The organism is Microbispora sitophila (genome assembly GCF_014892245.1).
Lineage (GTDB): Bacteria > Actinomycetota > Actinomycetes > Streptosporangiales > Streptosporangiaceae > Microbispora > Microbispora siamensis.
This window is the reverse complement of record NZ_JADBGC010000002.1, coordinates 66,566-88,347: the sequence shown is the minus strand read 5'-3', so window position 1 is coordinate 88,347 and position 21,782 is coordinate 66,566. Positions and strand designations below refer to the sequence as shown.

The following is a 21,782-nucleotide window of genomic DNA, read 5'->3' as shown; positions in this document are numbered from 1 at the left end:
AAGGGACAGTGCAGGAAATGACTCAGCCACGACTACTCGGCGGACGCTACGAGCTGGACGGCGTCGTGGGGCGTGGCGGCATGGCCGAGGTGTATCGCGCCCGGGACATCCGGCTGGACCGTGTCGTCGCCATCAAGACGCTCCGCTCCGACCTCGCCAGGGACCACACGTTCCAGGCGCGCTTCCGGCGTGAGGCGCAGTCCGCCGCCTCGCTCAACCACCCGTCGATCATCGCCGTGTACGACACCGGCGAGGACATGATGGACGGCACGCCCGTGCCGTACATCGTGATGGAGTTCGTCGACGGGCGGACGCTGCGCGATCTGCTGCGCGCCGACCGGCGGCTGCTGCCCGAGCGGGCCATGGAGCTGGTGGACGGCATCCTGCGGGCGCTCGACTACAGCCACCGGGGCGGCATCGTCCACCGGGACATCAAGCCGGCCAACATCATGTTGACGGTCAACGGCGAGGTCAAGGTCATGGACTTCGGCATCGCCCGGGCCATGGCCGACTCCGCCGCCACGATGACCCAGACGGCCCAGGTGATCGGCACCGCGCAGTACCTGTCGCCCGAGCAGGCCCGCGGCGAGCGCGTGGACGCCCGCAGCGACATCTACTCGACCGGCTGCGTGCTGTACGAGCTGCTCACCGGTCAGCCGCCCTTCACCGGCGACTCCCCCGTGGCGATCGCCTACCAGCACGTGCGGGAGGACCCGATCCCGCCGTCCAGGATCGATCCCGAGATCCCGCAGTGGGCCGACGCGATCGTGCTCAAGGCGATGGCCAAGGACCCGGTCCACCGCTACCAGAGCGCCGCGGAGATGCGTGGCGACATCCAGCGGGTGCTGTCGGGCATGCCGGTGGACCCGCAGACGATGGCGATGGCCACCCAGCAGTACAACGGGTACGGCGCGCCGGACCGCACGCGGACGATGACCACCGCCGGCGGCGCCCCCATGACGCAGAGCACGCGCGCCATCCCCGACTACGAGTACGCCCAGGAGGAGCGCGGCGGCGGCCGGTACGACGGGCGGCGGCGCAGCGGCGGCGGCAACACCGCGCTGAAGACCGCCCTGTGGATCCTCATCCCGCTGGTGGTGATCGGCGCCATGATCGGTGTCGGCTACGCCTTCCTCGGGTCCGGGGGCTCCGCCACGGCCGACAAGGTCGAGGTGCCGCGGGTGACGAACCAGACGAAGGCGGCGGCCGAGCAGGCCCTCACGGCGGCCGGGTTCAAGGTCACCTTCGGGCCGGAGGAGTACAACGGCGACGTCCCCAAGGGCGCCGTCGTGAGCACCGACCCGCCCGGGGGTGAGCAGGCCGACCGTGGGGCCACGGTCACCGTCATCGTGTCCAAGGGCGAGGAGAAGGTCACCGTCCCCGATGACCTGATCGGCAAGACGCCCGAGGAGGCCAGGGCCGAACTGGAGGCGCTGGAGCTGAAGGTCAGCATCGTGCCGAAGGCCTCCACCAAGGAGCAGGGCAAGGTCTTCGACAGCAACCCCAAGCCGGGCGAGAAGGTCGAGAAGGGCGCCCTGGTCCGGCTGTACGTGCCCAAGGAGATGACGGAGGTCCCGAGCGTCGTCGGCCTCACGCTCGAGGACGCGGCTCAGACGCTGAAGGGCGCCGGATTCAAGGTAAAGACGTCGGAGCAGCCGAGCGACGTGGTGCCGCAGGGCAACGTGATCGACCAGTCGCCGCAGGCGGGAACCAAGCTCAACCCCAACACGACGATCACGCTGACGGTCTCCAGCGGCCCCTCTCAGCAGCAGGAGACGCCGACCCAGGAGCCGACCCAGGAGCCGACGGACACGCCGACCGACGGTGGCGACAGCGGTGACGGCGGCGGCGTGCAGATCGGGCCGCCCGGAGAGGGCGACGACAACCCGTTCGGCAACTAGACGGGAAGAGCGGACGGCGGTCACCGCGAGGCGGTGGCCGCCGTCGGCGTTTCGCCGACGTTTCGCCACGGTTTCGAAGGCCCTGCCGCGCCACGGCCGGCGCGGGAAAGGCGTCGGGCATGAGGAAGGGCTTCCGCCACTCGGGGGCAATGGCGGAAGCCCTCACTCTTCTAGTCGTAACGAGAGCGGAAAGCGTTACACGATCTGCGCGAGCCAATTTCCGAGCAGCCGATGGCCGTGCTCGGACACCACCGACTCGGGGTGGAACTGCACGCCCTCGACGGGGGCGTCGCGGTGGCGCAGGCCCATGATGACGCCGTCGGGCGTGGTGGCCGTCACCTCCAGCACGTCCGGCACGGTGCCGGGGACCACGGCGAGCGAGTGGTAGCGCGTCATCGTCACCGGCGAAGGAAGCTCCCGGAACACGCCTCGCCCGTCGTGGGAGATCAGGCTGGTGCGGCCGTGCATGAGCTCGGGCGCGCGGTCCACCACGGCCCCGTACGCCACGGCGATGGCCTGGTGGCCGAGACACACCCCGAGCAGCGGCAGGCCGCGCTCGGCGCAGTGCCGTACGAGGGACACCGACACCCCGGCGGCCTCCGGCGTGCCGGGCCCCGGCGAGACGAGCACGGCGTCGAAGCCGTCGGCGTCGCCCACGGCGACGTGGTCGCGCGGCCGTACGTCGCAGTCCGCGCCCAGACCGCGCAGATACTGCACGATCGTGTGCACGAAGCTGTCGTGATTGTCGACCACGAGCACCCGGATCGGGCCCATAGGAGTCTCCCGCTTCACCGGGGTGGTGGGTGTGCAGAGCGGAAATCGGACTTTCAGCGTACGGCAATCCCGCATGGGGGATCGCCCGGCGGGGTCCGCGCCGACTATCCTTGCTCGGGACTTCACCGCCACAGCGATTACGCTATTGACACCAGCCCGCACGACCGCGCGGGTACCCACCAGGAGAAGCTCCCGTGCCCAAGTCGAAGACCCGTAAGAAGGCCGTTTACACGCCGCCGCAGAAGGCGCAGACGGTGAAGGTCAGCCCGCGTTGGCTCGCCCCCGTCATGGTGGCCTGCTGGATCATCGGTATCGCCTGGATCGCGATCTACTACATCGCGCCGACCGTTCCCGGTATCTCCGCCCTGGCGAACTGGAACCTGCTGATCGGTTTCGGGCTCATCATCGTCGGCGTCGTGCTGTCGACGAAGTGGCGTTAGGCTGCTTTCTTAATATTCTTTCCACAGCTTTTATCCACAGCCTGTGGACAGCAGGCGATGGGGCGGCCCCAGGACGGGTTCAGGCCGGATTCGGGCCGGGCGGCGCACTGCCCGGCCCTGCCCGGCCGTGAGGAGAGTCAGCTTCGGCCGAGCATCTCGGCGGTGAGGATGTTCCCCCCGAGGCCCCAGCCGCCGTCGGGCACCTCCTCCACGAGGACCAGGGTGGTCGCCCGGGCCCGCTCGCCGTACACGTCGGCGTAGGCGTCGGTGACGGCGTCGATGAGCTTCTTCTTGGACTCGGGAGTCAGGGTGTCGGCGGGCACCTTGAGGTTGGCGAACGGCATCGTCGTTCCTTTCGGGTTGTTTCGGGTGTTTCCGGGGTGGAGTGCGGCGGGCGTCAGACGATGCCGCCGTTGGCGCGCACGACCTGCCCGTTGACCCAGCGCCCCGCGGGGCTCGCCAGGAAGGCGACGACCTCCGCGATGTCCTCGGGGGTGCCGAGCCGTTCGAGCGGGGGCTGCTTGGCCATCCGCTCGATCGTGGCCTCGTCCTTGCCTTCGAGGAACAACTCCGTGGCGGTCGGGCCGGGCGCCACCGCGTTGACCGTGATGTCCCGCCCCCGCAGTTCGCGGGCGAGGATGAGCGTCATCGCCTCGACGGCGCCCTTGCTGGCGGCGTACGCCCCGTAGGTGGGCAGTTGAAGGCCCATGATGGACGTGGACAGGGTGATGATCGCGCCCCCGCCGCGCACGCGGCGCGCGGCCTCCCGCGCCATGACGAACGTGCCGCGGATGTTGGTGCGGTGCAGAGCGTCCAGCTCGGCGAGGTCGAGGTCCGCGATCGGGGACAACGACATACGACCCGCCGAGTTGACGACGACGTCGACCCCTCCGAACTCCTTCTCCGCCGCGTCGAACATCGCCGCGACCGCGTTCTCGTCCGCGACGTCGGCCTGCGCCGCGATCGCCCGGCCGCCGGCCGACGTGACCGCGTCGATCACCTCGGCCGCGGCCGAGGCGGAGCCCTGATAGCCCACGACGACGGTGAAGCCGCGAGCGGCCAGCGTCGTCGCGATCGCCCGGCCGATCCCACGGGAGCCGCCGCTGACGACGGCCACGCGCTGATCACTCATTGGAGAACCTCCTTACCTATCGCTGATACGAGGTATCCGTATCGACGTTACGAGACCAGACGTTAGCACGATCTGCATATCGGCGCTAGCGGACTTCCGTATCATTGATTACATGGCAGATGCGGACACCCTGCGCGCGGCGATGATCGAGGCCGCCGAGAAGCAACTGGCGACGTCCTCGGACAACGACATCGCCACGCGGGCGGTCTGTGAAGCGGTCGGCGTGACCCAGCCCGTGCTCTACCGGCTGTTCGGCGACAAGCGGGGGCTCCTCGACGCCGTCGCCGACCACGGGTACGAGCGCTACGCCGCGCTCAAGGCCGCGCAGGAGCAGACGGCGGACCCGGTGGCCGACCTCCGGGCCGGCTGGGACGGACACATGGCGTTCGCGCGGGAAAACCGGGCCCTCTACCAGCTCATGTTCACGCCTCGGCCGTGGTCCCGGTCCACGGCTCGCGATCGGGTGTTCGCCCTTCTGGAGGCCACGCTCGTACGGTGCGCGGCGATCGGCGCGCTGAGGGTGGAGCCGCCGATCGCGGCCCGGCTGATCCTGTCCGCGAATGTCGGGGCCGCGCTCGACCACATCGCCAGTCCGGAGCTGTTCGACGACCCCGCACTGTCCCACCGCATGCGCGACGCCGTGTTCGCGCACGTGCTGACCGAGGCGACCGTGCGGGAGGACGCCGATCCCCTCCGCGAGGCCGCGCTGCGCCTGCGCGCGCAGCTCGACCTCGCCGGCACCGAGGCCCTCGAGCCGGTCGAGACCGCCCTGCTCAGGCGCTGGCTCGACCGCATCACGCAGCCTGGCGCGGGGACCGTCAGGTGAAGGCGCCCTGCAGGAGGCCGTACGGCGGGAGCATGGTGACGAGCAGGACCAGTGCCACCAGCACCGCGGCGGCGACGCCGGCCTGCACAAGAGTGCGGTTTTGCCGCGGCGCGTAGGCGAAGCCGGCGGCGACGATCACGCCGGTCACGAGCCCGCCGAGGTGGCCCTGCCAGCTGATGCCCGGGACGACGAACGTCAGCACCACGTTGATCCCGATCAGCCACAGGACGCCGCGGGCGTCGTAGCCGAGCCTGCGGGCGACGACGAACAACGCACCGAACAGGCCGTAGATGGCGGTCGAGGCGCCGAGGGCCTCGGTGCCGAACAGGTAGACGGCGACCGAGCCGCCCAGCGCCGACAGCAGGTAGAGCGCGGCGAACCGGCCCGAGCCGAGCCTGCGCTCCAGTTCGGGGCCGAGTGCGTAGAGCGCCCACATGTTGAACAGGATGTGCCAGAACGACGGTGGCGGAGCGTGCAGGAAGGCGCTGGTGATCAGCCGCCACCACTCGCCGTTGTAGACCCCGAGCGACCACATCTCGAACTGCCGTATGACCTCGTTCGGGCGCAGGACCTCGGCTCCGTACGCGAGCACGTTGAGGACCAGCAGGGTCCACGTGACGCGTGGCGTGGCCACGGCCGCGCCGCCGAAGGTCGCTTGGGCCTGTCGCACCTCGCGACTGCCGTCGCGGACGCACTCGGGGCACTGGTGGCCGACCGCCGCCTCGCGCATGCAGTCGGGGCAGATCGAGCGCTCGCAGCGCTGGCAGCGGACGTAGGTCTCGCGGTCGGGGTGCCGGTAGCAGGTGGGCACGGCTTGCGCCCCCGGCTGCGGGGGCGGCGGAGGCTGGGAGGTCATGGGGTCCTTTCCTGGGCGAGTCCCTGTGCGGGGGCGCATCCACCAGCCAGCCTATAAGCCGGAAACGCCCCGGCCGCGTGTTCGCGCGGCCGAGGCGTCTCCGGAGCGGTGTCAGGACCGCTCGATGGTGACCTCTTCGAGGACCACGTCGTTGACCGGCCGGTCGTTGCGGCCGGTGGGGGTCTTGGCGATCGCGTCGACCACCTCGGTGCCCTCGATCACCTCACCGAAGATCGTGTGCCCCTGGTTGAGGTGCGGCTGCGGGCTCACCGTGATGAAGAACTGAGAGCCGTTGGTGCCCTTGCCGAACCGCTTGCCCGCGTTCGCCATGGCGAGCAGGTAGGGCCGGTTGAACTGGTTCTCGGGGTGGATCTCGTCGTCGAAGCTGTAGCCGGGGCCGCCGACACCCTGGCCGAGCGGGTCGCCGCCCTGGATCATGAACCCGTTGATGACGCGGTGGAAGATCGTGCCGTCGTAGAGCTTGGCGTTCGTCTTCTCGCCGGTCTCGGGGTGAGTCCACTCCCGGGTGCCCTCGGCGAGTTCGACGAAGTTGCGCACGGTCTTCGGCGCCTTGTTGGGGAAAAGCTGGACGCGGATCGTGCCGTGGTTCGTGCGCAGATTCGCGATGAGGTTGTCAGCCACGAGGGCCGCCCCCTTTGGTAGCTCGTGTTAGTTGTCCGGTGAACAGGGTATCGAGCATGCCTTCAAGCACCGCTCGTGATTGAGCCACGACCATCCGGGAAGGGGTCGTTCCGGGGCCCCGTCGATTGGGGAGGTTGATCGTGTCCCTGACAATGAACAGAAGGCGCCGCGCCGAGGTTGTCATCCCGCAAACGTGGCTGAGCAGGATGAGGGACCAGGCGATGAAGGCCAGCGGCCGGATGAGCCCGGTGGCGGAGACCGCACGGGATCTCGCCACGCACCGGATCGAGGACGCGAGGGTCTGGGCGGCGCCGAAGCTCGACCAGGCGGCGCAGTCGGTCGAGGAGCAGATCGCTCCGATCGTGAGCGCGTTCCTGACCGAGTTGGCCCGCCGCATCGACGTGACCAGCACCAGGAAGACCCGCCGGCGCTGGCCGGTCGTGGCGTTGCTGGGCGGAGTCGCGATCGGCGCGGTGGGTGTGGCGATGTACCGCAACAACGCTCAGCGCTGGGCCGAGACCATGCGGGAGAGCATGCGGCACACCGGCTCCGACGCCAGCAAGTGGGTCGGAGACAAGGCCGGGGAAGCCGGCGAGAAGGCCGACAAGGCCGCCGACGAGATCTCGGGAAAAATGTCCTAGCACATCCCTCACAGCCACCCTGTACGGCCGGCGTTCCCCCAACGCCGGCCGTACTGTGTTTCCCGCTTCGCTCATCGGGGCGCTCACATCCGCCGTCTTCCCTCGCCGCTCGGAGTCGCTCGTCCCTCGCTCCCCACTCGCTCCTCAGTCCAGACCGGCGGCGCGCCCCTCCGGCTCGCTCGGTGTTTCCCGCTTCGCTCATCGGGGCGCTCACATCCGCCGTCTTCCCTCGCCGCTCGGAGTCTCCCGCCGGGCGTCCGGAGGGAGCGGAGCGGAAGGGAGCGAGGACCGGAGCGAAGGCCCAGCGGAGCGGGCTTCGCGAGGACCGGAGGTTCCTTCCGGCGCAGTGACCGACCCGGTCGAAGCAAAGGCCCAGCCGAGCGGGCATCGCGAGGACCGAAGGTTCCCGGCGCAGTGACCGACCCGGTCGAAGCAAAGGCCCAGCCGAGCGGGCATCGCGAGGACCGAAGGTTCCCGGCGCAGTGACCGACCCGGTCGAAGCAAAGGCCCAGCCGAGCGGGCATCGCGAGGGCCGGAGGTTCCTTCCGGCGCAGTGACCGACCTGGGCAACATCCGGACGGTTCAACTACTCCAGGCGGTGCAGTACGGCGGGGAGCCCGTCCTCGTAGACCACGGTGAGCCGCCGGGTCGCCCGGGTGATGGCGACGTACAGGTCCTGGCCGCCCTTCGGCGACTGACGCAGGATGCCCTCGGGATCCACGACGACCACCGCGTCGAACTCCAGGCCCTTCGAGCCGCGCACGGTGAGGACGGCCACCGGGCTGTCCAGGGGATCGACGGCCTCGGGGAACAGGGCGGCGACCTCCGGGTGCCTGGCGTCCGGCGTGACGACGCCGACCCGCCCCTCCTCGATCTCGCGCAGCTCCGACTCCACGAGCAGCCGCAGGTCGGTGCCGTCGGCGGCCACGGCGCGGGGGCGGGCGCCGCCGAACCGGACCGACTCGGGCGGCTCCTCCCCGGGCGCCACCGCGCGCAGCACGTCGGCGGCGACCTCCATGATCTCGGCCGGCGTCCGGTAGTTGACCAGCAGGCGCTCCTCCCGCCAGCGTCCCTTCACGTACGGGTCGAGCATCTCGCCCCACGATCGCGCGCCCGCCGCCGAGCTGGTCTGGGCGATGTCGCCGACGACCGTCAGAGAGCGGGCCGGGACCCGCCGCATCACCGTCCGCCAGCCCATCGCCGACAGCTCCTGCGCCTCGTCCACGATCACGTGCCCGTACGCCCAGGTGCGGTCGCGGGCGGCCCGATCAGCCGTCGTCGTGTACGGCCCGTCGTCGCGGTTGCGGCCGGCCAGCAGGGTCGCATCGAGCACGGGATCGACGTCGGTGATGGTCAGGACCTCCCGCGCGTACAGTTCCTCCTCGCGGCGTTCCTCCTCGGCGCGGCGCCGCCTGGCCCCCGCCCCGTAGTCGTACTCGCCGAGCAGTTCGGCGGCCTCGTCCAGCAGGGGGACGTCGCCGACCGTCCACGGCGCCTCACGGGGCCGCAGCAGGAGCGCGCGCTCCTCCTCCGTCAGGTGGGGCCCGGCCGCCGTACGCAGCCGTTCCTCGTCCGACAGGAGTTCACGGACGAGCCGCTCCGGGGTGATCTCCGGCCACAGGGCGTCGAGCGCGTCGCGTACCGACCGGTGCTCCCACAGGGTCGTGGCGGCATAGCGCAGGTCGCCGTCCTCGAGCGGCCGGTCGAGCTTGACCGCCTCGTCCCGCGCCAGCGCCCGCAGCACCTGGTCCACGAACGTCCACCGGGCGACGTTGTGCTGCCGCCGCAGGCCGCGTGCGCGGTCGCGGGCCCGCAGGCAGGTGGCGTGGTCCACCCGCAGCGTCATCTCCTCGACCACGACCTCCACGCCGCCGCGGACCGACGTGCGGACGGGGATCTTCACCTCCAGGTCGCCCTCGGGCACGCGCTCGCGGTCGCGGACCGCCGCCTCGACCACCTCGGCCATGCGCGGGTCGCCCTTGACGACGGCGACGGCCGGCTCGTCCTCGGCGGTGGCGCGCACTCCGGGGTGGAGCCCGCCCATGCTCGTCAGCACCACCTGCGTCTCGCCCAGCGCGGGCAGCACCTGACTGATGTAGCGGGAGAACGTGGCGTTGGGGCCGACGACGAGCACGCCGCGCCGCTCCAGCGTGTCGCGGTGCGTGTAGAGCAGGTATGCCGCCCGGTGCAGGGCCGCGACGGTCTTGCCCGTGCCCGGCCCGCCCTGCACGACGAGCGCCCCCGCCAGGCCGGACCGGATCACCCGGTCCTGCTCGCGTTGGATGGTGGCGACGACCTCACCCATGCGTCCGGTGCGCCCGCGGCGCAGCGCTGCGAGCAGCGCTGCCTCGCCGACGAGCGTACGGCGGTCTCCGTCGGCCATCCGGTCGAGGTCGAAGACCTCGTCGTCGATGCCCACCACATCGCGGTGCCGCGTGTGCAGGTGCCGGCGGCGGACGAGGGAGCCCGGGTCGCTGGGGGTGGCGACGTAGAAGGGGCGGGCGGCGGGGGCCCGCCAGTCGACGAGCACGGACGTGTGGTCGTCGTCGCGCAGCCCGATGCGGCCGATGTAGAGGGTCTCGCCCCCGGCGTCGTCGATGCGGCCGAAGCACAGGCCGCGTTCGACAGCCGACAGTTGCGCGAGGCGGCGGGCGTGCTCGGCCGCCGTCACCTCCCGCTCCACGACGGCCTGCCGGGTTCCCGCGCCGCCGCGGGCCAGGACTTCCCGCATGCCGCGCTCGGCCCGTTCGCGGGCGATGTCGAGGCGGCCGTACAGCATGGAGACATAGGACTGCTCGATCCGCAGGGCCTCGGCGCGAGCGGAGTCGGATTGACGATCACCCATTCCTGTGATAAACTCCTAGTGAGAGTGTCTGACTTTCAGATATCTGGGAATCTGTCACTATACGGCATCGCGCCTCTGTAGGTGTAGCACGCCTTCGTCCACTCCGCTCTGGGGTGGATTTTTTGTTTTCCGAGACTTTTGTGACTGATGTGAGTGATGTCGCGTCGGTCCTGGGTAACCGGCGTACGGCGCGATCGGTGGGACGCACCGCCACATTCCGTCCGGATTCGCATCGCGCCATGGTCAACCGCCGCACGCCGCGGGACGTCTTTGGAAACAAGGAGGCCCGGATGGACGTCCTCGACAGCCTCGTGGACGACGAGCTCCGCCTGGAGCTCGTCCTCATCGAGGCGCTGCATCACGAGGCGGAACGGCTGGCCGCCCCGGCCGTCCGCTGAGATCACCGGCCCGCCGCCTCACACGGAGGCGGCGGGCACTCTCTCAGGTCAGGCCCAGGGGCGGAAGACGGCGCGGACGCAGCCGTCCTTCTTGTGCTTGAACATGTCGTAGCCCTTGGGCCCCTCGTCGAGCGTCATGGTGTGCGTCGCGAGGTAGGAGGTCTTCAGATCGCCCTTCGCGATGAGGTCGAGGAGCTTCGGGATGTACCGCTGGCCGTGCTGCTGCGCGCCGCGCAGCGTGAGGCCCTTGTTCATCAGCGCGCCGAGCGGGAACTTGTCCACGAAGCCGGCGAAGACCCCCAGCACGAACACCGAGCCGCCCTTGCGGCAGGCGTGGATCGCCTCCCGCACCGCGATCGGGCGGTCCTGCTCCAGGCGCAGTTGCTGTTTGATCCCGTCGTACACGCGCTGGATGCCGGTGCTGTCGGCCTCCATGCCGACGGCCTCGACGCACACGTCCGGGCCTCGTCCGCCGGTGCGCTCGCGCAGCTCGGCGGTGACGTCGGTGCTCGTGTAGTCGATCACCTCACAGCCGACGTGGCGGGCGGCCATGGCCAGCCGTTCGGGATAGCGGTCGATCGCGATGACCCGCTCGGCGCCGAGGAGCAGGGCGGCCCGGGCGGCCATCTGGCCGACGCCGCCGCATCCCCACACCGCGACCACGTCTCCCGGCCGTACGCCGCCGAGCTCGGCGCCCATCCAGCCCGTCGGGGCCGCGTCGGAGGCGAACAGGGCGTCGAGGTCCGAGACGCCCTCGGGGACGGTGAACGCGTTGTAGTCCACGAAGGGCACGCGGATGTACTCGGCGTGGCTGCCCCGGAAGCCGCCCATCGCGTGGGAGTAGCCGAAGATGCCGGCGGTCGTGCCGCCCCACATCAGGTCCGTGACGCCCGGCTTGGGGTTGCTGTTCTCGCACAGCGACCACTCATCGTGCCGGCAGGCCCAGCAGCGGCCGCAGCCGATGATCGAGCAGACCACGACCCGGTCGCCCGGCCGGTGCCGGTTCACCTCGGGGCCGACGTCGACGATCTCGCCGATGAACTCGTGCCCGATGACGTCACCGGCCCGCATGGCCGGGATGTAGCCGCCGAGCAGGTGGAGGTCGGAACCGCAGGTGGTGCTCGCCGTCACCTTCACGATCGCGTCCTGGGCGTTGAGGATCGCGGGGTCGGGCACCTGCTCGACCGACAGTTCGTTCACGCCCTGCCAGCACAGCGCCTTCACAGCCGGCCCCCTTCGGACGCGCGTCCCAGCGCCATGTCGAGCACCTTGCCCGGCAGGGTAGGCCGGGTCGTCGCGATCTCCTCGTCCGACCGCAGCACGTCGCCGGTCTCCAGCAGGGACTTCGTCTCGCGCAGCGCCGTACGGACCGTGGCGCGGGGGTCCTCACCCCGCAGCCGGGCGAGGACGCCGTCGGCGCCGACCCGGTGCTCCCTCGGCCGCGCGTAGATCTCCGTGCCCCGGTCGCCGGGCGCCCGGTTCATCCGCACCTCGGCGTCCACCCGGGCCAGCGGTTCGGGCAGGTGCCCGGCCGGGGCGACCTCGTCCGGCGGCCGGTTGATCGTGACGCCCAGCCAGCGGCTGGACTCCAGCGGGTCCTTCGCCGCGGCCCGCACCCGGCGATGCGAGGCCGCCCATCGCGCCACTCCCAAGCCGGCAGCCGCGAGCGCCGCCGCTCCGGCAACGAGACGTTTCATGGCCTTCGCCCCCTCCACGGCCGACTTCCTCGGGTGCTACCCCCGCTCATGGGCTCTATCCCGCCCGCGGCGGGCATGTGAGGAGGAGTTGGACGCCGGGTGACGGTCTCGGGACGACGGCCTGCGGGCTATTCGGCGTCGCGGGACGGCGCGGCGGCGAGGGCGTCCGCCAGAGTGGGGAAGATCGGGACGTGGGACGCCAGCCCGGTGATCCACAAGGCACGGGCCGCGCCCTGCTCGATCGCGACGAGGCCCAGCCAGCCCCCCTGGTCGAGCGCCCGCTTCCAGCAGTTGACCAGCAGCCCCGTCGCTCTGGAATCGAGAAAGTCCAGTTCGAGCAGGTTCACCACGAGGTACGGCCCGAACTGGGCGAATGCCTTGTCGAAGAATTCGGTGGCCGGTTCGTGCGTGGTGAAGTCGAGCGTCCCCCGCACCGTCAGCACTCCGATGCTTCCGCTGCTCTCGGCGGCGAACGTGGTCTCGGCTGTCGAGATGTTGTGAAGGTCGGACATCAGGACACTTCCAAGGAGTTCGGCAGAATGCGCGCGACCAGGATGCAGGTGTCGTCACCGGTGTTACTCGGGGCCAGGGCTTCCATGACCGCCGCCACCCGATCCTGCGGTGGCACCTTCGGCACCGTCTCGGCGATCGCCGCGCTGAGGATGTCCAGGCCCTCGAACAGGTCCCGGCCCGGCCGTTCGATGAGACCGTCGGTGAACATGAGGAGCAGATCGTCCGGCTCCAGCCGCATCTCGGCACAGCTGTAGCTCACGTCCTCGAAGACGCCGAGCAGCACGCCGGGGTGCAGCAGCCTGTGCACCTTGCTCCCTCTGACGAGCAGCATCGGCGGATGGCCCGCGTGGGTCCACCTCAGCGTGCGGTCCTTGGTGCGGTAGCGGGCCACGACCGACGTCGCCAGCACGTCGGGCCGCATCCGCCGCAGCAGCCGGTTCAGCGCCACGAGGATCTGCGCCGGATCGTGGTCGGCGAAGGCCAGCCCGGTGATCGCGTGCCGCAGCTTGGCCATCGCGGAGGCGGCGGCCAGGCCGTGCCCGGCGACGTCGCCCACGGCCAGCAGCGCCTCCCCGTGGTCGATGTGGATGGCCTGATACCAGTCGCCGCCCAGCGGCGCCGTCTCGGCCGGGAAGTAGCGCACGCCGATCTGCAGCCCGGGCACCGCGTCCTGCACCGGCAGGATGATGCTCTGCAGCCGCGCGGTGAGCTGCGACTCCTCCTCCAGCCGCTGGGTGACCTCGGCGAGCTCGACGGCGGTCCTGCGCCAGTCGGTCACGTCCTGCACGACGCCGTGGATCTCGACGGGCCGCCCGCTCGCGTCCCGGCTGACCTCGGCCGTGGCCCTGATGTGCCGGTATTCACCGTGGACGCGGATGCGGATCTCGAACTCGTGCGGCCCGCCGCTGCCGCTCAGCGTCGTGAGCGCGTGCTCGACGATCGCGATGTCGTCGGGGTGGGCGATCTCGCGGTAGTACTCCAGCGCGAACGGTCCCTCGGCCGGGTCGCGTCCGTGGATGACGTAGAGCTGGTCGGACCACTCGGCCTCGCCGGTGATCAGGCTCCAGTGTCCCCATCCGAGGTGGCCCAGGCGCTCGGTGTGGAGCAGCCGGGCAGACAGGCGCTCCTCCCTGTCGTGGCGGACCCAGGAGACGAGAAGGCCGCCCTGCAGCCGGGCGAGGCGGACACCGTAGGTGGACAGATGAGGCACGCCGCCCTCGTCCTCCCGGTGCACGTAGGGATCGACGTCCTCGGGTTCCCCGGTCTCCATGACGCGGAGGTAGGCGTCCCACAGAGGGGAGCCGCCGAAGCCCGGATACGCCTCGAGCGTGCGCAGGCCGACGAGCTCCTTGCCGGTCCTGTCGTTGACGTCCCTGGCCTCGGGACTGGCCGCGCACACCTCGAAGTCGAGGATCGCACCGGCCTGATCGCGGATGGGCACCAGCCATACGCCCTGGACCGGGACCGCATCGAGCATGACCTGCATCAGCCCGACCATCGTTTCGGGGGACGATTCGCCCATGCCGAGAGAGGGGCCGCTCACAGGAGTAAGCCGCAGGATGCGATCACCTCCACTCATTGAATCCGCCGGCCACCTTCCGCGAGGCATCCACAAGAGCGGACTGTCGGGAGGATCGCTCTTGCCTTTCCGATGAGGTTACCCTCCACCCTTCAGGTTAGGCACTGCATGCCCCTTGGTCTCCCCACGAGGTTCCCTCCGTCCCTGGGCACACTCCCTTGTCGGCTCTTAGGATCTTTCAGGAACTTTTTACCCTTCTCGGTTCCGGTAGGGGGATTGTCGGGATGGTGCTTCCGCACAACGCTCTGGACCATCGGTACCGGGGCGAGCACCCGCTCCGCACACTGGCCTATCTCTTCCGGGAGCACCGGCCCCGCCTCGTCCTCGCCGTCGTGGCCTTCACGGTCAAGCACAGCCCGACCTGGCTCCTGCCGCTGGTCACCGCGAACGTCATCGACGCGCTCGTCCGGCACGCGCCCGTCACCGACCTGCTGACGTCGATGGCCGTGCTGCTCGTCCTACTCCTGCTGAACCTCCCCGGCCACCTGCTGTACGTACGGTGCCTGCACGGCGCGATCCGGCAGGTGGGCACCGGGCTGCGGTCGGCGCTGTGCCGCAGGATGCAGCATCTGTCGATCGGCTACCACTCGCGCGTGAGCGCCGGGGTGCTGCAGACCAAGGTCGTCAGGGACGTCGAGAGCGTCGAGCAGATGGTGCAGCAGACGGCCGACAGCGGCCTGTCGGCGGTCACCATGCTCATGGGCGGTCTCGCGGTGATCGCCTTCCGGGTGCCGGCCGCGCTGCCGGTCTTCCTGCTCGTCGTCCCGGCCGCCGCGGTCCTGGTGATGCGGATGCGCAACCGCCTGCGGGCCGACAACGAGAGCTTCCGGCAGGAGGTCGAGCGGCTGTCGGCGCGCGTGACCGAGATGACGCACCTGATCCCCATTACCCGCGCCCACGGCCTGGAACAGGACGCGCTGCACCGCATGGACGGCACGCTCACCCGCGTCCTGCGCACCGGCCTGCGGCTCGACCTGCTCAACGGCCGGTTCGGCGCGATGGCGTGGATCACGCTGAACGTGCTCGCCGCGGGCTTCCTCGCCGGCTCCGCGCTAATCTCCTACTACCAGGTGCTGCCGATCACGGCCGGCGACGTGGTCATGCTCAGCACGTTCTTCACCACGCTCACCACCTCGGTCACCACGCTGATGAGCCTGACGCCTGTGATCAGCAAGGGCCTGGAGTCCGTACGCTCGATCGGCGAGGTGCTCCAGGCGCCCGACCTGGAGAACAACGACGGCAAGGCCGAGGTGACGGCGGTCCGCGGCGAGTTCGAGTTCCGGTCGGTGTCGCTCGCCTATGAGGCGGACCGGCCCGCCGTGGACGGGTTCAGCCTCACCGTGTCTCCCGGAGAGACCATCGCCCTGGTCGGGGCCTCGGGGGCGGGCAAGTCGACCGTGCTCAACCTCGTGATCGGCTTCCTGCGCCCCACCTCGGGCCGCATCCTGCTGGACGGCAGGGACATGGAGGAGCTCGATCTGCGGACCTACCGGCGGTTCCTCTCCGTGGTGCCCCAGGAGTCGATCCTGTTCGAGGGGAGCATCCGCGACAACGTCACCTACGGCATGCGGGACGTGCCGGAGGAGACCCTGCGCGCGGCCCTGCGCGACGCGAACGCCCTGGAGTTCATCGACCGGCTGCCGCACGGGCTCGACACGATCGTGGGCGAGCGCGGCGCGCGGCTGTCCGGCGGCCAGAGGCAGCGGCTCGCCATCGCCCGCGCGCTCGTCCGCGACCCGCGGGTGCTGATCCTGGACGAGGCGACCTCGGCACTCGACACCGCGTCGGAGGCGCTGATCCGGCAGGCCCTCGCCCGCCTGGTCGCGGGCCGCACGGTCTTCGTCGTCGCCCACCGCCTGTCCACCATCCGTACGGCCGACCGCATCGTCGTGATGCGGGACGGCCGGATCGCCGAGGTGGGCACCCACGACGAGCTGAGCCGCAGGCCGGGCGTCTACTCCGGGCTCCAGGCCGCCCAGCTCGCCTGAACCGCTCCCCGTTGTCGTCAAGAAAGGGTCCGCCCGCGCGGCGCCGGCCGCACGGTCCATCCACGTCCGCACACAATGCGCTGGTCAGCCGTGGTCGAGTGGGGAGGACGAGCGATGCCCCTCCACCTACGTCCATGGGCACCGGCGGGAGTCGCGCTGACCCTCGTGGTCGCTGTGGTCGCCGCGCCCGCACCCGTGCCCGCGGCGGAGCTGCCGCCGTGCCCGCTGGTGATCGGCCACGGCGGCTACCCGAAGAGCGCCGGCGCCAAGGCGAAGGACGTGATCCGCCAGCCCAACGTGCTGCGGGCCGTCGACGACCAGGCTTCGTGGGGCGCCGACGGAGTCGAGGCCGACGTCCAGCTCACGCGGCAGGGCACGAAGGCGGTCATGTGGCACAACAGGACGACGAACGGGCTGACCGGTCCCCGGCAGGAGATCCGCGAGATCGGGTGGGCCGACGGGCCCGGGAACCTGCGCGATCGCCGCGTCGCCCGCGGACCGTACGCGGGTGAGCGCGTGCCGACGCTGCGGGAGTGGCTCGACCACGTCCGCGCCCGGGGGCTGATCGCGCTGCTGGAGATCAAGAAGTCGGCAGCGCTCGTCCTGGCCGATCCGGAGTACGGCGCCGCCGCGTGGCGGGAGATCGTCGATCCCGTCGTCGAGCGGCAGGACGCGCAGCCGATCCTCGTCTACTCGCGCGACGAGTGGATCGAGGCGCAGCTCGCCGACCGGCTGCCCGAGCACCTGCGAGGATCGGCGGCGAAGTGGACCGACGGCGTCGAGTGGGACGAGCCGCCGCCCCCGTGGCAGCTCAACGTGCCGCGGTGGCGTGCCGTGTTCGACCAGGCTCCCAACAGCGTGATGACCAGCCACACCGCGGACTACCGCGCCTGGCTGGACGGCAGGTGCCGCCGCTACGCGGACGCGTGAAAGGGCGCCGTCCACCGGGTCGGCAGCCGTCGCATGAGACGTCACCGCGCCGGTCGGAAGGTCCGGTCGGAAGGTCCGGTCCGCTCCTCCCCGTCGAGTTCCGTGCGGCCGTAAATCAGGTGACGGGCGCGGGCGGGGACGGCACGATGGAATGTCGCTTCTCTTCCCCATGTCCCACGTTCTCCGGAGTTGTTCTCATGCCTGGCCTCCGCCGTGATCTCGGCCTGCTCAGGGACCGGCGGTTCGCCCTGCTGCTGGCGGCCCGGACGATCTCCGTACTCGGCACCGCCTTCGCACCGGTGGCCCTCGCCTTCGGCGTGCTCGGCCTCCCCGGCGCGACCGCCACGACGCTGTCCGCCGTGCTCACCGCCGAGGCGCTGCCGATGGTGCTGTTCATGCTCGTCGGCGGAGTGATCGCCGACCGGCTGCCGCGCCACCGGGTCATGATGGCGGGGGAGACGCTCAACGCGGCGGCGTACTTCTCCCTGGCCGCGATGATGCTCACCGGCTGGACGCCGCTGCCCGCCCTCGTGACCGCGAGCGCGGTGAGCGGCATCGCCGCCGCGGTCCTGTTCCCCGCCCTGACCGGGATCATCCCGGACGTGGTGCCCGCCGACCGGCTGCAGACCGCCAACGCGCTGCTGGGACTGGGACAGAACATCTCCCGCGTCACCGGCCTCGTGCTGAGCGGCGCGGCCGTGGTCCTGCTGGGAGGCGGATGGGCGCTGACGGCGAGCGGGGCGATGTTCGCCGTGGCCGCCGTGCTGATCGCGCTGCTGCGCCTCACCCCCGCCGAGCGGGCGGCCGGCGGCGGGCACTCGGTGCTGGCCGAACTGCGGGACGGCTGGCGCGAGTTCGTCTCCCGGCAGTGGCTGTGGGTGGTCGTCGCCCAGTTCTCGATCCTGGTCATGGCGCTGCAGGCCGCCCACGGCGTGCTCGGGCCGCTGGTGGCCAAGCAGTCGCTGGGCGGGGCGCCCGCCTGGTCGGCCGTCCTCGCGGGCGAGGCCGTCGGCATGATCGTGGGTGTGGTCGTCACGCTGCGCCTGCGGCCCCGGCGGCCCATCCTGGTCGCCACGCTCCTCACGCTGCCCACCGCCGCGCCGTACGTGCTGCTCGGCCTGAGCGCACCGCTGTGGACGGTCGTGGGCGGGGCGTTCGTGATGGGCGTGTGCTTCGACATCTTCGGCGTGCTGTGGCAGACCACCATGCAGCGCGAGATCCCGGCCGAGTCGCTGTCCCGGGTGAGCTCCTACGACGCGCTCGGGTCCCTGATGTTCGGGCCGCTCGGCCTGCTGCTGGCCGGGCCGGTGGCCATCGCGGTGGGACCGCGGCCGGCGCTGGTCGCCTGCGGGGCGGTCGTCATCCTGGTCACGCTGGCCGCGCTGCTGGCCCCCGGCGTGCGCGGGCTACGGGTCGCCGACGAGAAGCCCTCGGACGTACCGGCCGCGACCTGAGCACACCGCCCCGCTCGGCGGCGAGGGCCCGGCGACCTCGGGCCGGACGCGAACGCGGCACAGCCCTCGGACGTCCCGCCGTCGTCCACGCCTCATCCCGCTACGCGTAAGCGCGCGTCCCTACCGTGAACTCGAAACGCGACGAGTGGCGAGACATGGCTGTCAGATCCCCGAGCGTTAGGCCGGCTCGATGCCATGGTGTCGTTGATGATCCCCCTTGCCACCCCACGCCTGGACTCGGACCTGATCGCCGAGTCCAGGGCGCGGCCCGAGGCGTTCGCGGCACTGTTCGACCGCTACGCGGCGATGCTCTACCGCTACGTGTCCCGCCGCCTCGGGCCGGAGGTCGCCGAGGACCTGGTGGGCGAGACGTTCCTGGTCGCCTTCCGGCGTCGGGACCGCTACGACCTCGCCCGCCCGGACGCCCGTCCCTGGCTGTTCGGCATCGTCAGCAAGCTCGTCTCCCGTCACCATCGCGACGAGGCCGCCCGCTACCGGGCGCTCACGCGCAGCCCGCTGGACGATGTCGCGGAGTCCCCCGCCGAACGCGTCGAGGACGGCGTGAGCGCGACGGCCGTCCGCCCGCTGCTGGCCGCCGCGCTCGCGCGCCTGTCCAAGGGCGACCGCGACGTCCTGCTGCTCATCGCCTGGGCCGACCTGTCGTACGACGAGGCGGCGCAGGCCCTCGGCATTCCCGTGGGCACCGTGCGCTCACGCCTGAACCGGGCCCGCCGCAAGGTGCGCGAGGCGCTCGGCCACACCAACCCGCTGCGCGACGAGGAGTAAGCATGGACGACCTCACGATGCTCCGCGATCTCGGCCGCGGCCTCGAGCACGAGCCCCCGGCCGGCCTCGCCCGCCAGCGGCGCCGCCTGCTGGACGAGGCGGCGGGCGGACACCGCCGGCGCCTGACGGCATGGAGCGGCGGCCGCCGGGCGGGCTGGATCGCCCTGGTGGCGGTCGCGGTGGTCACCGCCGCGCTCGTCGTGGTGCCGACCGTGCTGCTGCGCGGGACCACCGGCGCGCACACCGTGGCGCCGCCCACCGGGGACCGTCCGCCCAAGAAGGGCGAGGCCCTGACCGTGCTGCTCCTCGGCTCCGACCGGCGCCCGACGTCCGGACGCGTCGGCGACCTGGGCGAGCGCAGCGATCTGATGATCCTCCTGCGGCTGTCCGCCGACCGGAAGCGGGCGACGGCCGTCAGCCTGCCCCGCGACTCCATGGTCCGGATCCCGCAGTGCCGATCCGCCGACGGCCGGACCGTCGCCGCGCACCAGGACATGATCAACCAGGCGTACGCGATCGGCGGCCTGACCTGCGCGTGGAAGGCGGTGGAGGCCACGACGGGCGTGCGCGTCGACCACGCCGTCGCCATCCGCTACGACGGCATGGAGAAGCTGGTCGACGCGCTCGGCGGCGTCGAGGTGACCCTCCCCCGCGCCGTGGACGACTCCAAATCGAAGCTGAAGCTGCCCGCCGGCCGCTCCGTCGTCGACGGCAGGACCGCGGTGGCCTACGCGCGCCTTCGGTTCGCGTTGGACGACGGTTCCGACATCGCCCGCGTCAGGCGGAACCAGGTCCTCGCTCAGGCGTTGCTGAAGAAGGTCTCCCGTCTCGACGATCCCGCCGCCCTGGCCGCCCTCGTCCGCGTGGCCGCGACGTCGGTCACCACGGACGCGGGTCTGGACCTGGACACCATGCTCGCGCTGGCCGGGGACGTGCAGCGGGCCGGCACCCGGGTCACGTTCGTGACCGTGCCCTGGCAGCCCTACACGAAGGACCCGAACCGGATCGAATGGAAGCAGCCCGAGGCCGCCCGCCTGTTCGCACGGCTCGCCGAAAGCTGAGTCACGACGCGGGCTCCCACAGGGCGGCGGCACGGGCCTCGACGAGACCGCCGATGCGGGCCAGCGCCTCGGCTGCGGGCATCGCGTCCAGGGCGCGGCCGTCGCGCAGGCGCAGCGCGACCTCGTCGCCCGCGGCCTCCTTCGCGCCGATCACCGCCTGGTAGGGCGCCAGCCGGGCGGCCCGGACGCGGGCCCCCAGGCTGCCGTGCTCGGGTCCGGAGACCTCCGCCCGCAGGCCGAGCTCGGTGCAGCGCCGTACGAGCGCCTCGGCCGGGGGCAGTTCGGCCTCGTTCACCGGCAGGACCACCACCTGGGTGGGGGCGAGCCAGGCGGGGAAGGCGCCGCCGTACACCTCGATGAGGTGCGCCACGGCCCGCTCCACGCTGCCGATGATGCTGCGGTGGACCATGACCGGCCGGTGCCTGGCGCCGTCCGGGCCGATGTAGTGCAGGTCGAACTGTTCCGGCTGGTGGAAGTCGACCTGCACGGTGGACAGGGTGGCCTCGCGCCCGGCGCCGTCGGCGATCTGCACGTCGATCTTCGGGCCGTAGAACGCCGCCTCGCCCTCGACGGCCTCGTACGCCAGGCCGGAGCGGCCGAGGACGTCGGTCAGCATGGCGGTCGCCCGCCGCCACATGTCGGGGGCGGCCACGTACTTCCCGCCGGCCCCCGGCAGGGAGAGCCGGTAGCGGACCGGGCGGATGCCGAGCACGGCGTACGCGCGCCTGATCATCTCCAGGGCCCCGGCCGCCTCGGCGGCGACCTGGTCGAGGGTGCAGAAGATGTGCGCGTCGTTGAGCTGGATCGCCCGCACGCGGGTGAGCCCGCCGAGCACGCCCGACAGCTCGGAGCGGTACATGCCGCCCAGCTCGGCGACGCGCAGCGGCAGCTCGCGGTAGCTGTGCGAGCGGGAGCGGTAGATCAACGCGTGGTGGGGGCACAGGCTCGGCCGCAGCACGACCTGCTCTCCCCCGAGGTCCATCGGCGGGAACATGTCGTCGCTGTAGTGGGACCAGTGCCCGGAGATCTCGTACAGCTCCCGTTTGCCCAGCACGGGGGAGTACACGTGCCGGTAGCCCGCCCGCCGTTCGGCGTCGCGGATGTACTCCTCCAGGGTGTGCCGGATGACGGCGCCGTCGGGCAGCCAGTAGGGCAGCCCGGAGCCGATCAGCGGGTCGGTGTCGAACAGGCCGAGCTCGCGGCCCAGCTTGCGGTGGTCGTGCATCGCGGTCTCCTCGCGTTTCGTGTGCGGCGAGGCGAGCGACCGGACGACGAAGCCCCGGGGCCGCTCGCCCCGGGGCTTCGATGAAAGTACGTGT

General features: G+C 71.3%; 19 protein-coding genes and 1 pseudogene. 9 read left to right on the top strand and 11 right to left on the bottom strand.

The window, feature by feature from the left end; all coding sequences use genetic code 11:
* Positions 1–17 precede the first annotated feature (17 nt).
* Entirely contained in the window at positions 18–1,901 is a 1,884-nt protein-coding gene (gene pknB / locus IL992_RS03595; RefSeq protein ID WP_193201885.1) for a Stk1 family PASTA domain-containing Ser/Thr kinase, read from the top strand.
* Positions 1,902–2,096: 195 nt separating this feature from the next.
* On the opposite strand, the gene IL992_RS03590 is transcribed toward pknB, so the two are convergent.
* Positions 2,097–2,675 (bottom strand): anthranilate synthase component II, encoded by a 579-nt coding sequence (locus tag IL992_RS03590; protein WP_193201884.1) that lies wholly within the window; start codon positions 2,673–2,675, stop codon positions 2,097–2,099.
* A gap of 194 nt (positions 2,676–2,869) precedes the next feature.
* Here IL992_RS03590 and IL992_RS03585 point away from each other — a divergent pair, with 194 nt between their 5' ends.
* On the top strand, positions 2,870–3,115 hold the full coding sequence (locus tag IL992_RS03585; RefSeq protein WP_193201883.1) for a cell division protein CrgA: 246 nt from the start codon (positions 2,870–2,872) through the stop codon (positions 3,113–3,115).
* A gap of 137 nt (positions 3,116–3,252) precedes the next feature.
* Here the strand turns inward: IL992_RS03585 and IL992_RS03580 are convergent, their stop codons facing one another.
* Positions 3,253–3,459, bottom strand: coding sequence for a 4-oxalocrotonate tautomerase family protein (locus tag IL992_RS03580; RefSeq protein ID WP_079313442.1), 207 nt, complete (start codon positions 3,457–3,459; stop codon positions 3,253–3,255).
* A gap of 53 nt (positions 3,460–3,512) precedes the next feature.
* A complete protein-coding gene (locus tag IL992_RS03575) occupies positions 3,513–4,247 on the bottom strand; it encodes an SDR family oxidoreductase (protein WP_193201882.1) in 735 nt (244 codons plus the stop codon).
* Between the two features lie 112 nt (positions 4,248–4,359).
* Between IL992_RS03575 and IL992_RS03570 the strand changes: the two genes are divergently transcribed.
* Entirely contained in the window at positions 4,360–5,073 is a 714-nt protein-coding gene (locus tag IL992_RS03570; RefSeq protein ID WP_193201881.1) for a TetR/AcrR family transcriptional regulator, read from the top strand.
* Here the strand turns inward: IL992_RS03570 and IL992_RS03565 are convergent.
* Together IL992_RS03565 and IL992_RS03560 are read right to left on the bottom strand one after the other, a co-directional pair.
* Positions 5,066–5,929: a rhomboid family intramembrane serine protease gene (locus IL992_RS03565; RefSeq protein WP_193201880.1), complete on the bottom strand. Its 864-nt coding sequence runs from the start codon at positions 5,927–5,929 to the stop codon at positions 5,066–5,068. The two genes, IL992_RS03570 and IL992_RS03565, sit on opposite strands and share 8 nt — an antisense overlap.
* Before the next feature lie 111 nt (positions 5,930–6,040).
* The gene (locus tag IL992_RS03560; protein ID WP_193201879.1) at positions 6,041–6,571 is read right to left on the bottom strand and encodes a peptidylprolyl isomerase; all 531 of its coding nucleotides are present in this window, start codon (positions 6,569–6,571) and stop codon (positions 6,041–6,043) included.
* A gap of 221 nt (positions 6,572–6,792) precedes the next feature.
* Here IL992_RS03560 and IL992_RS03555 point away from each other — a divergent pair, with 221 nt between their 5' ends.
* Positions 6,793–7,212 carry a hypothetical protein gene (locus IL992_RS03555; RefSeq protein ID WP_079313447.1) on the top strand — a complete coding sequence of 140 codons (420 nt, stop codon included), beginning with the start codon at positions 6,793–6,795 and terminating at the stop codon, positions 7,210–7,212.
* Positions 7,213–7,798: 586 nt separating this feature from the next.
* On the opposite strand, the gene IL992_RS03550 is transcribed toward IL992_RS03555, so the two are convergent.
* The 5 genes from IL992_RS03550 to IL992_RS03530 form a co-directional block, all read right to left on the bottom strand.
* On the bottom strand, positions 7,799–10,057 hold the full coding sequence (locus tag IL992_RS03550; RefSeq protein ID WP_193201878.1) for a HelD family protein: 2,259 nt from the start codon (positions 10,055–10,057) through the stop codon (positions 7,799–7,801).
* Between the two features lie 446 nt (positions 10,058–10,503).
* Complete coding sequence (locus tag IL992_RS03545) at positions 10,504–11,679, bottom strand: zinc-dependent alcohol dehydrogenase (RefSeq protein ID WP_193201877.1); 1,176 nt, start codon at positions 11,677–11,679, stop codon at positions 10,504–10,506.
* Complete coding sequence (locus IL992_RS03540; RefSeq protein WP_193201876.1) at positions 11,676–12,152, bottom strand: hypothetical protein; 477 nt, start codon at positions 12,150–12,152, stop codon at positions 11,676–11,678. Before IL992_RS03540 ends, IL992_RS03545 begins: the two co-directional genes overlap by 4 nt.
* A 128-nt stretch (positions 12,153–12,280) precedes the next feature.
* A complete protein-coding gene (locus tag IL992_RS03535) occupies positions 12,281–12,664 on the bottom strand; it encodes an STAS domain-containing protein (RefSeq protein ID WP_193201875.1) in 384 nt (127 codons plus the stop codon).
* Positions 12,664–14,244, bottom strand: coding sequence for a PP2C family protein-serine/threonine phosphatase (locus tag IL992_RS03530; RefSeq protein ID WP_226872299.1), 1,581 nt, complete (start codon positions 14,242–14,244; stop codon positions 12,664–12,666). Before IL992_RS03530 ends, IL992_RS03535 begins: the two co-directional genes overlap by 1 nt.
* Before the next feature lie 224 nt (positions 14,245–14,468).
* Between IL992_RS03530 and IL992_RS03525 the strand changes: the two genes are divergently transcribed.
* The 5 genes from IL992_RS03525 to IL992_RS03505 all read left to right on the top strand — a co-directional run bounded on the left by IL992_RS03525 (position 14,469) and on the right by IL992_RS03505 (position 20,463).
* Positions 14,469–16,232 carry an ABC transporter ATP-binding protein gene (locus IL992_RS03525; RefSeq protein ID WP_193201873.1) on the top strand — a complete coding sequence of 588 codons (1,764 nt, stop codon included), beginning with the start codon at positions 14,469–14,471 and terminating at the stop codon, positions 16,230–16,232.
* 114 nt (positions 16,233–16,346) lie between these two features.
* Positions 16,347–17,162 carry a glycerophosphodiester phosphodiesterase gene (locus tag IL992_RS03520; RefSeq protein ID WP_193201872.1) on the top strand — a complete coding sequence of 272 codons (816 nt, stop codon included), beginning with the start codon at positions 16,347–16,349 and terminating at the stop codon, positions 17,160–17,162.
* A 197-nt stretch (positions 17,163–17,359) separates the two neighbouring features.
* On the top strand, positions 17,360–18,616 hold the full coding sequence (locus IL992_RS03515) for an MFS transporter (RefSeq protein ID WP_193201871.1): 1,257 nt from the start codon (positions 17,360–17,362) through the stop codon (positions 18,614–18,616).
* A 207-nt stretch (positions 18,617–18,823) separates the two neighbouring features.
* Complete coding sequence (locus IL992_RS03510) at positions 18,824–19,402, top strand: RNA polymerase sigma factor (protein ID WP_226872298.1); 579 nt, start codon at positions 18,824–18,826, stop codon at positions 19,400–19,402.
* A gap of 2 nt (positions 19,403–19,404) precedes the next feature.
* Positions 19,405–20,463 carry an LCP family protein gene (locus IL992_RS03505; RefSeq protein WP_193201869.1) on the top strand — a complete coding sequence of 353 codons (1,059 nt, stop codon included), beginning with the start codon at positions 19,405–19,407 and terminating at the stop codon, positions 20,461–20,463.
* Position 20,464: 1 nt separating this feature from the next.
* Here the strand turns inward: IL992_RS03505 and thrS are convergent.
* Positions 20,465–21,712: pseudogene (gene thrS / locus IL992_RS03500) on the bottom strand (threonine--tRNA ligase); the annotation flags it as partial.
* Positions 21,713–21,782: the final 70 nt, after the last annotated feature.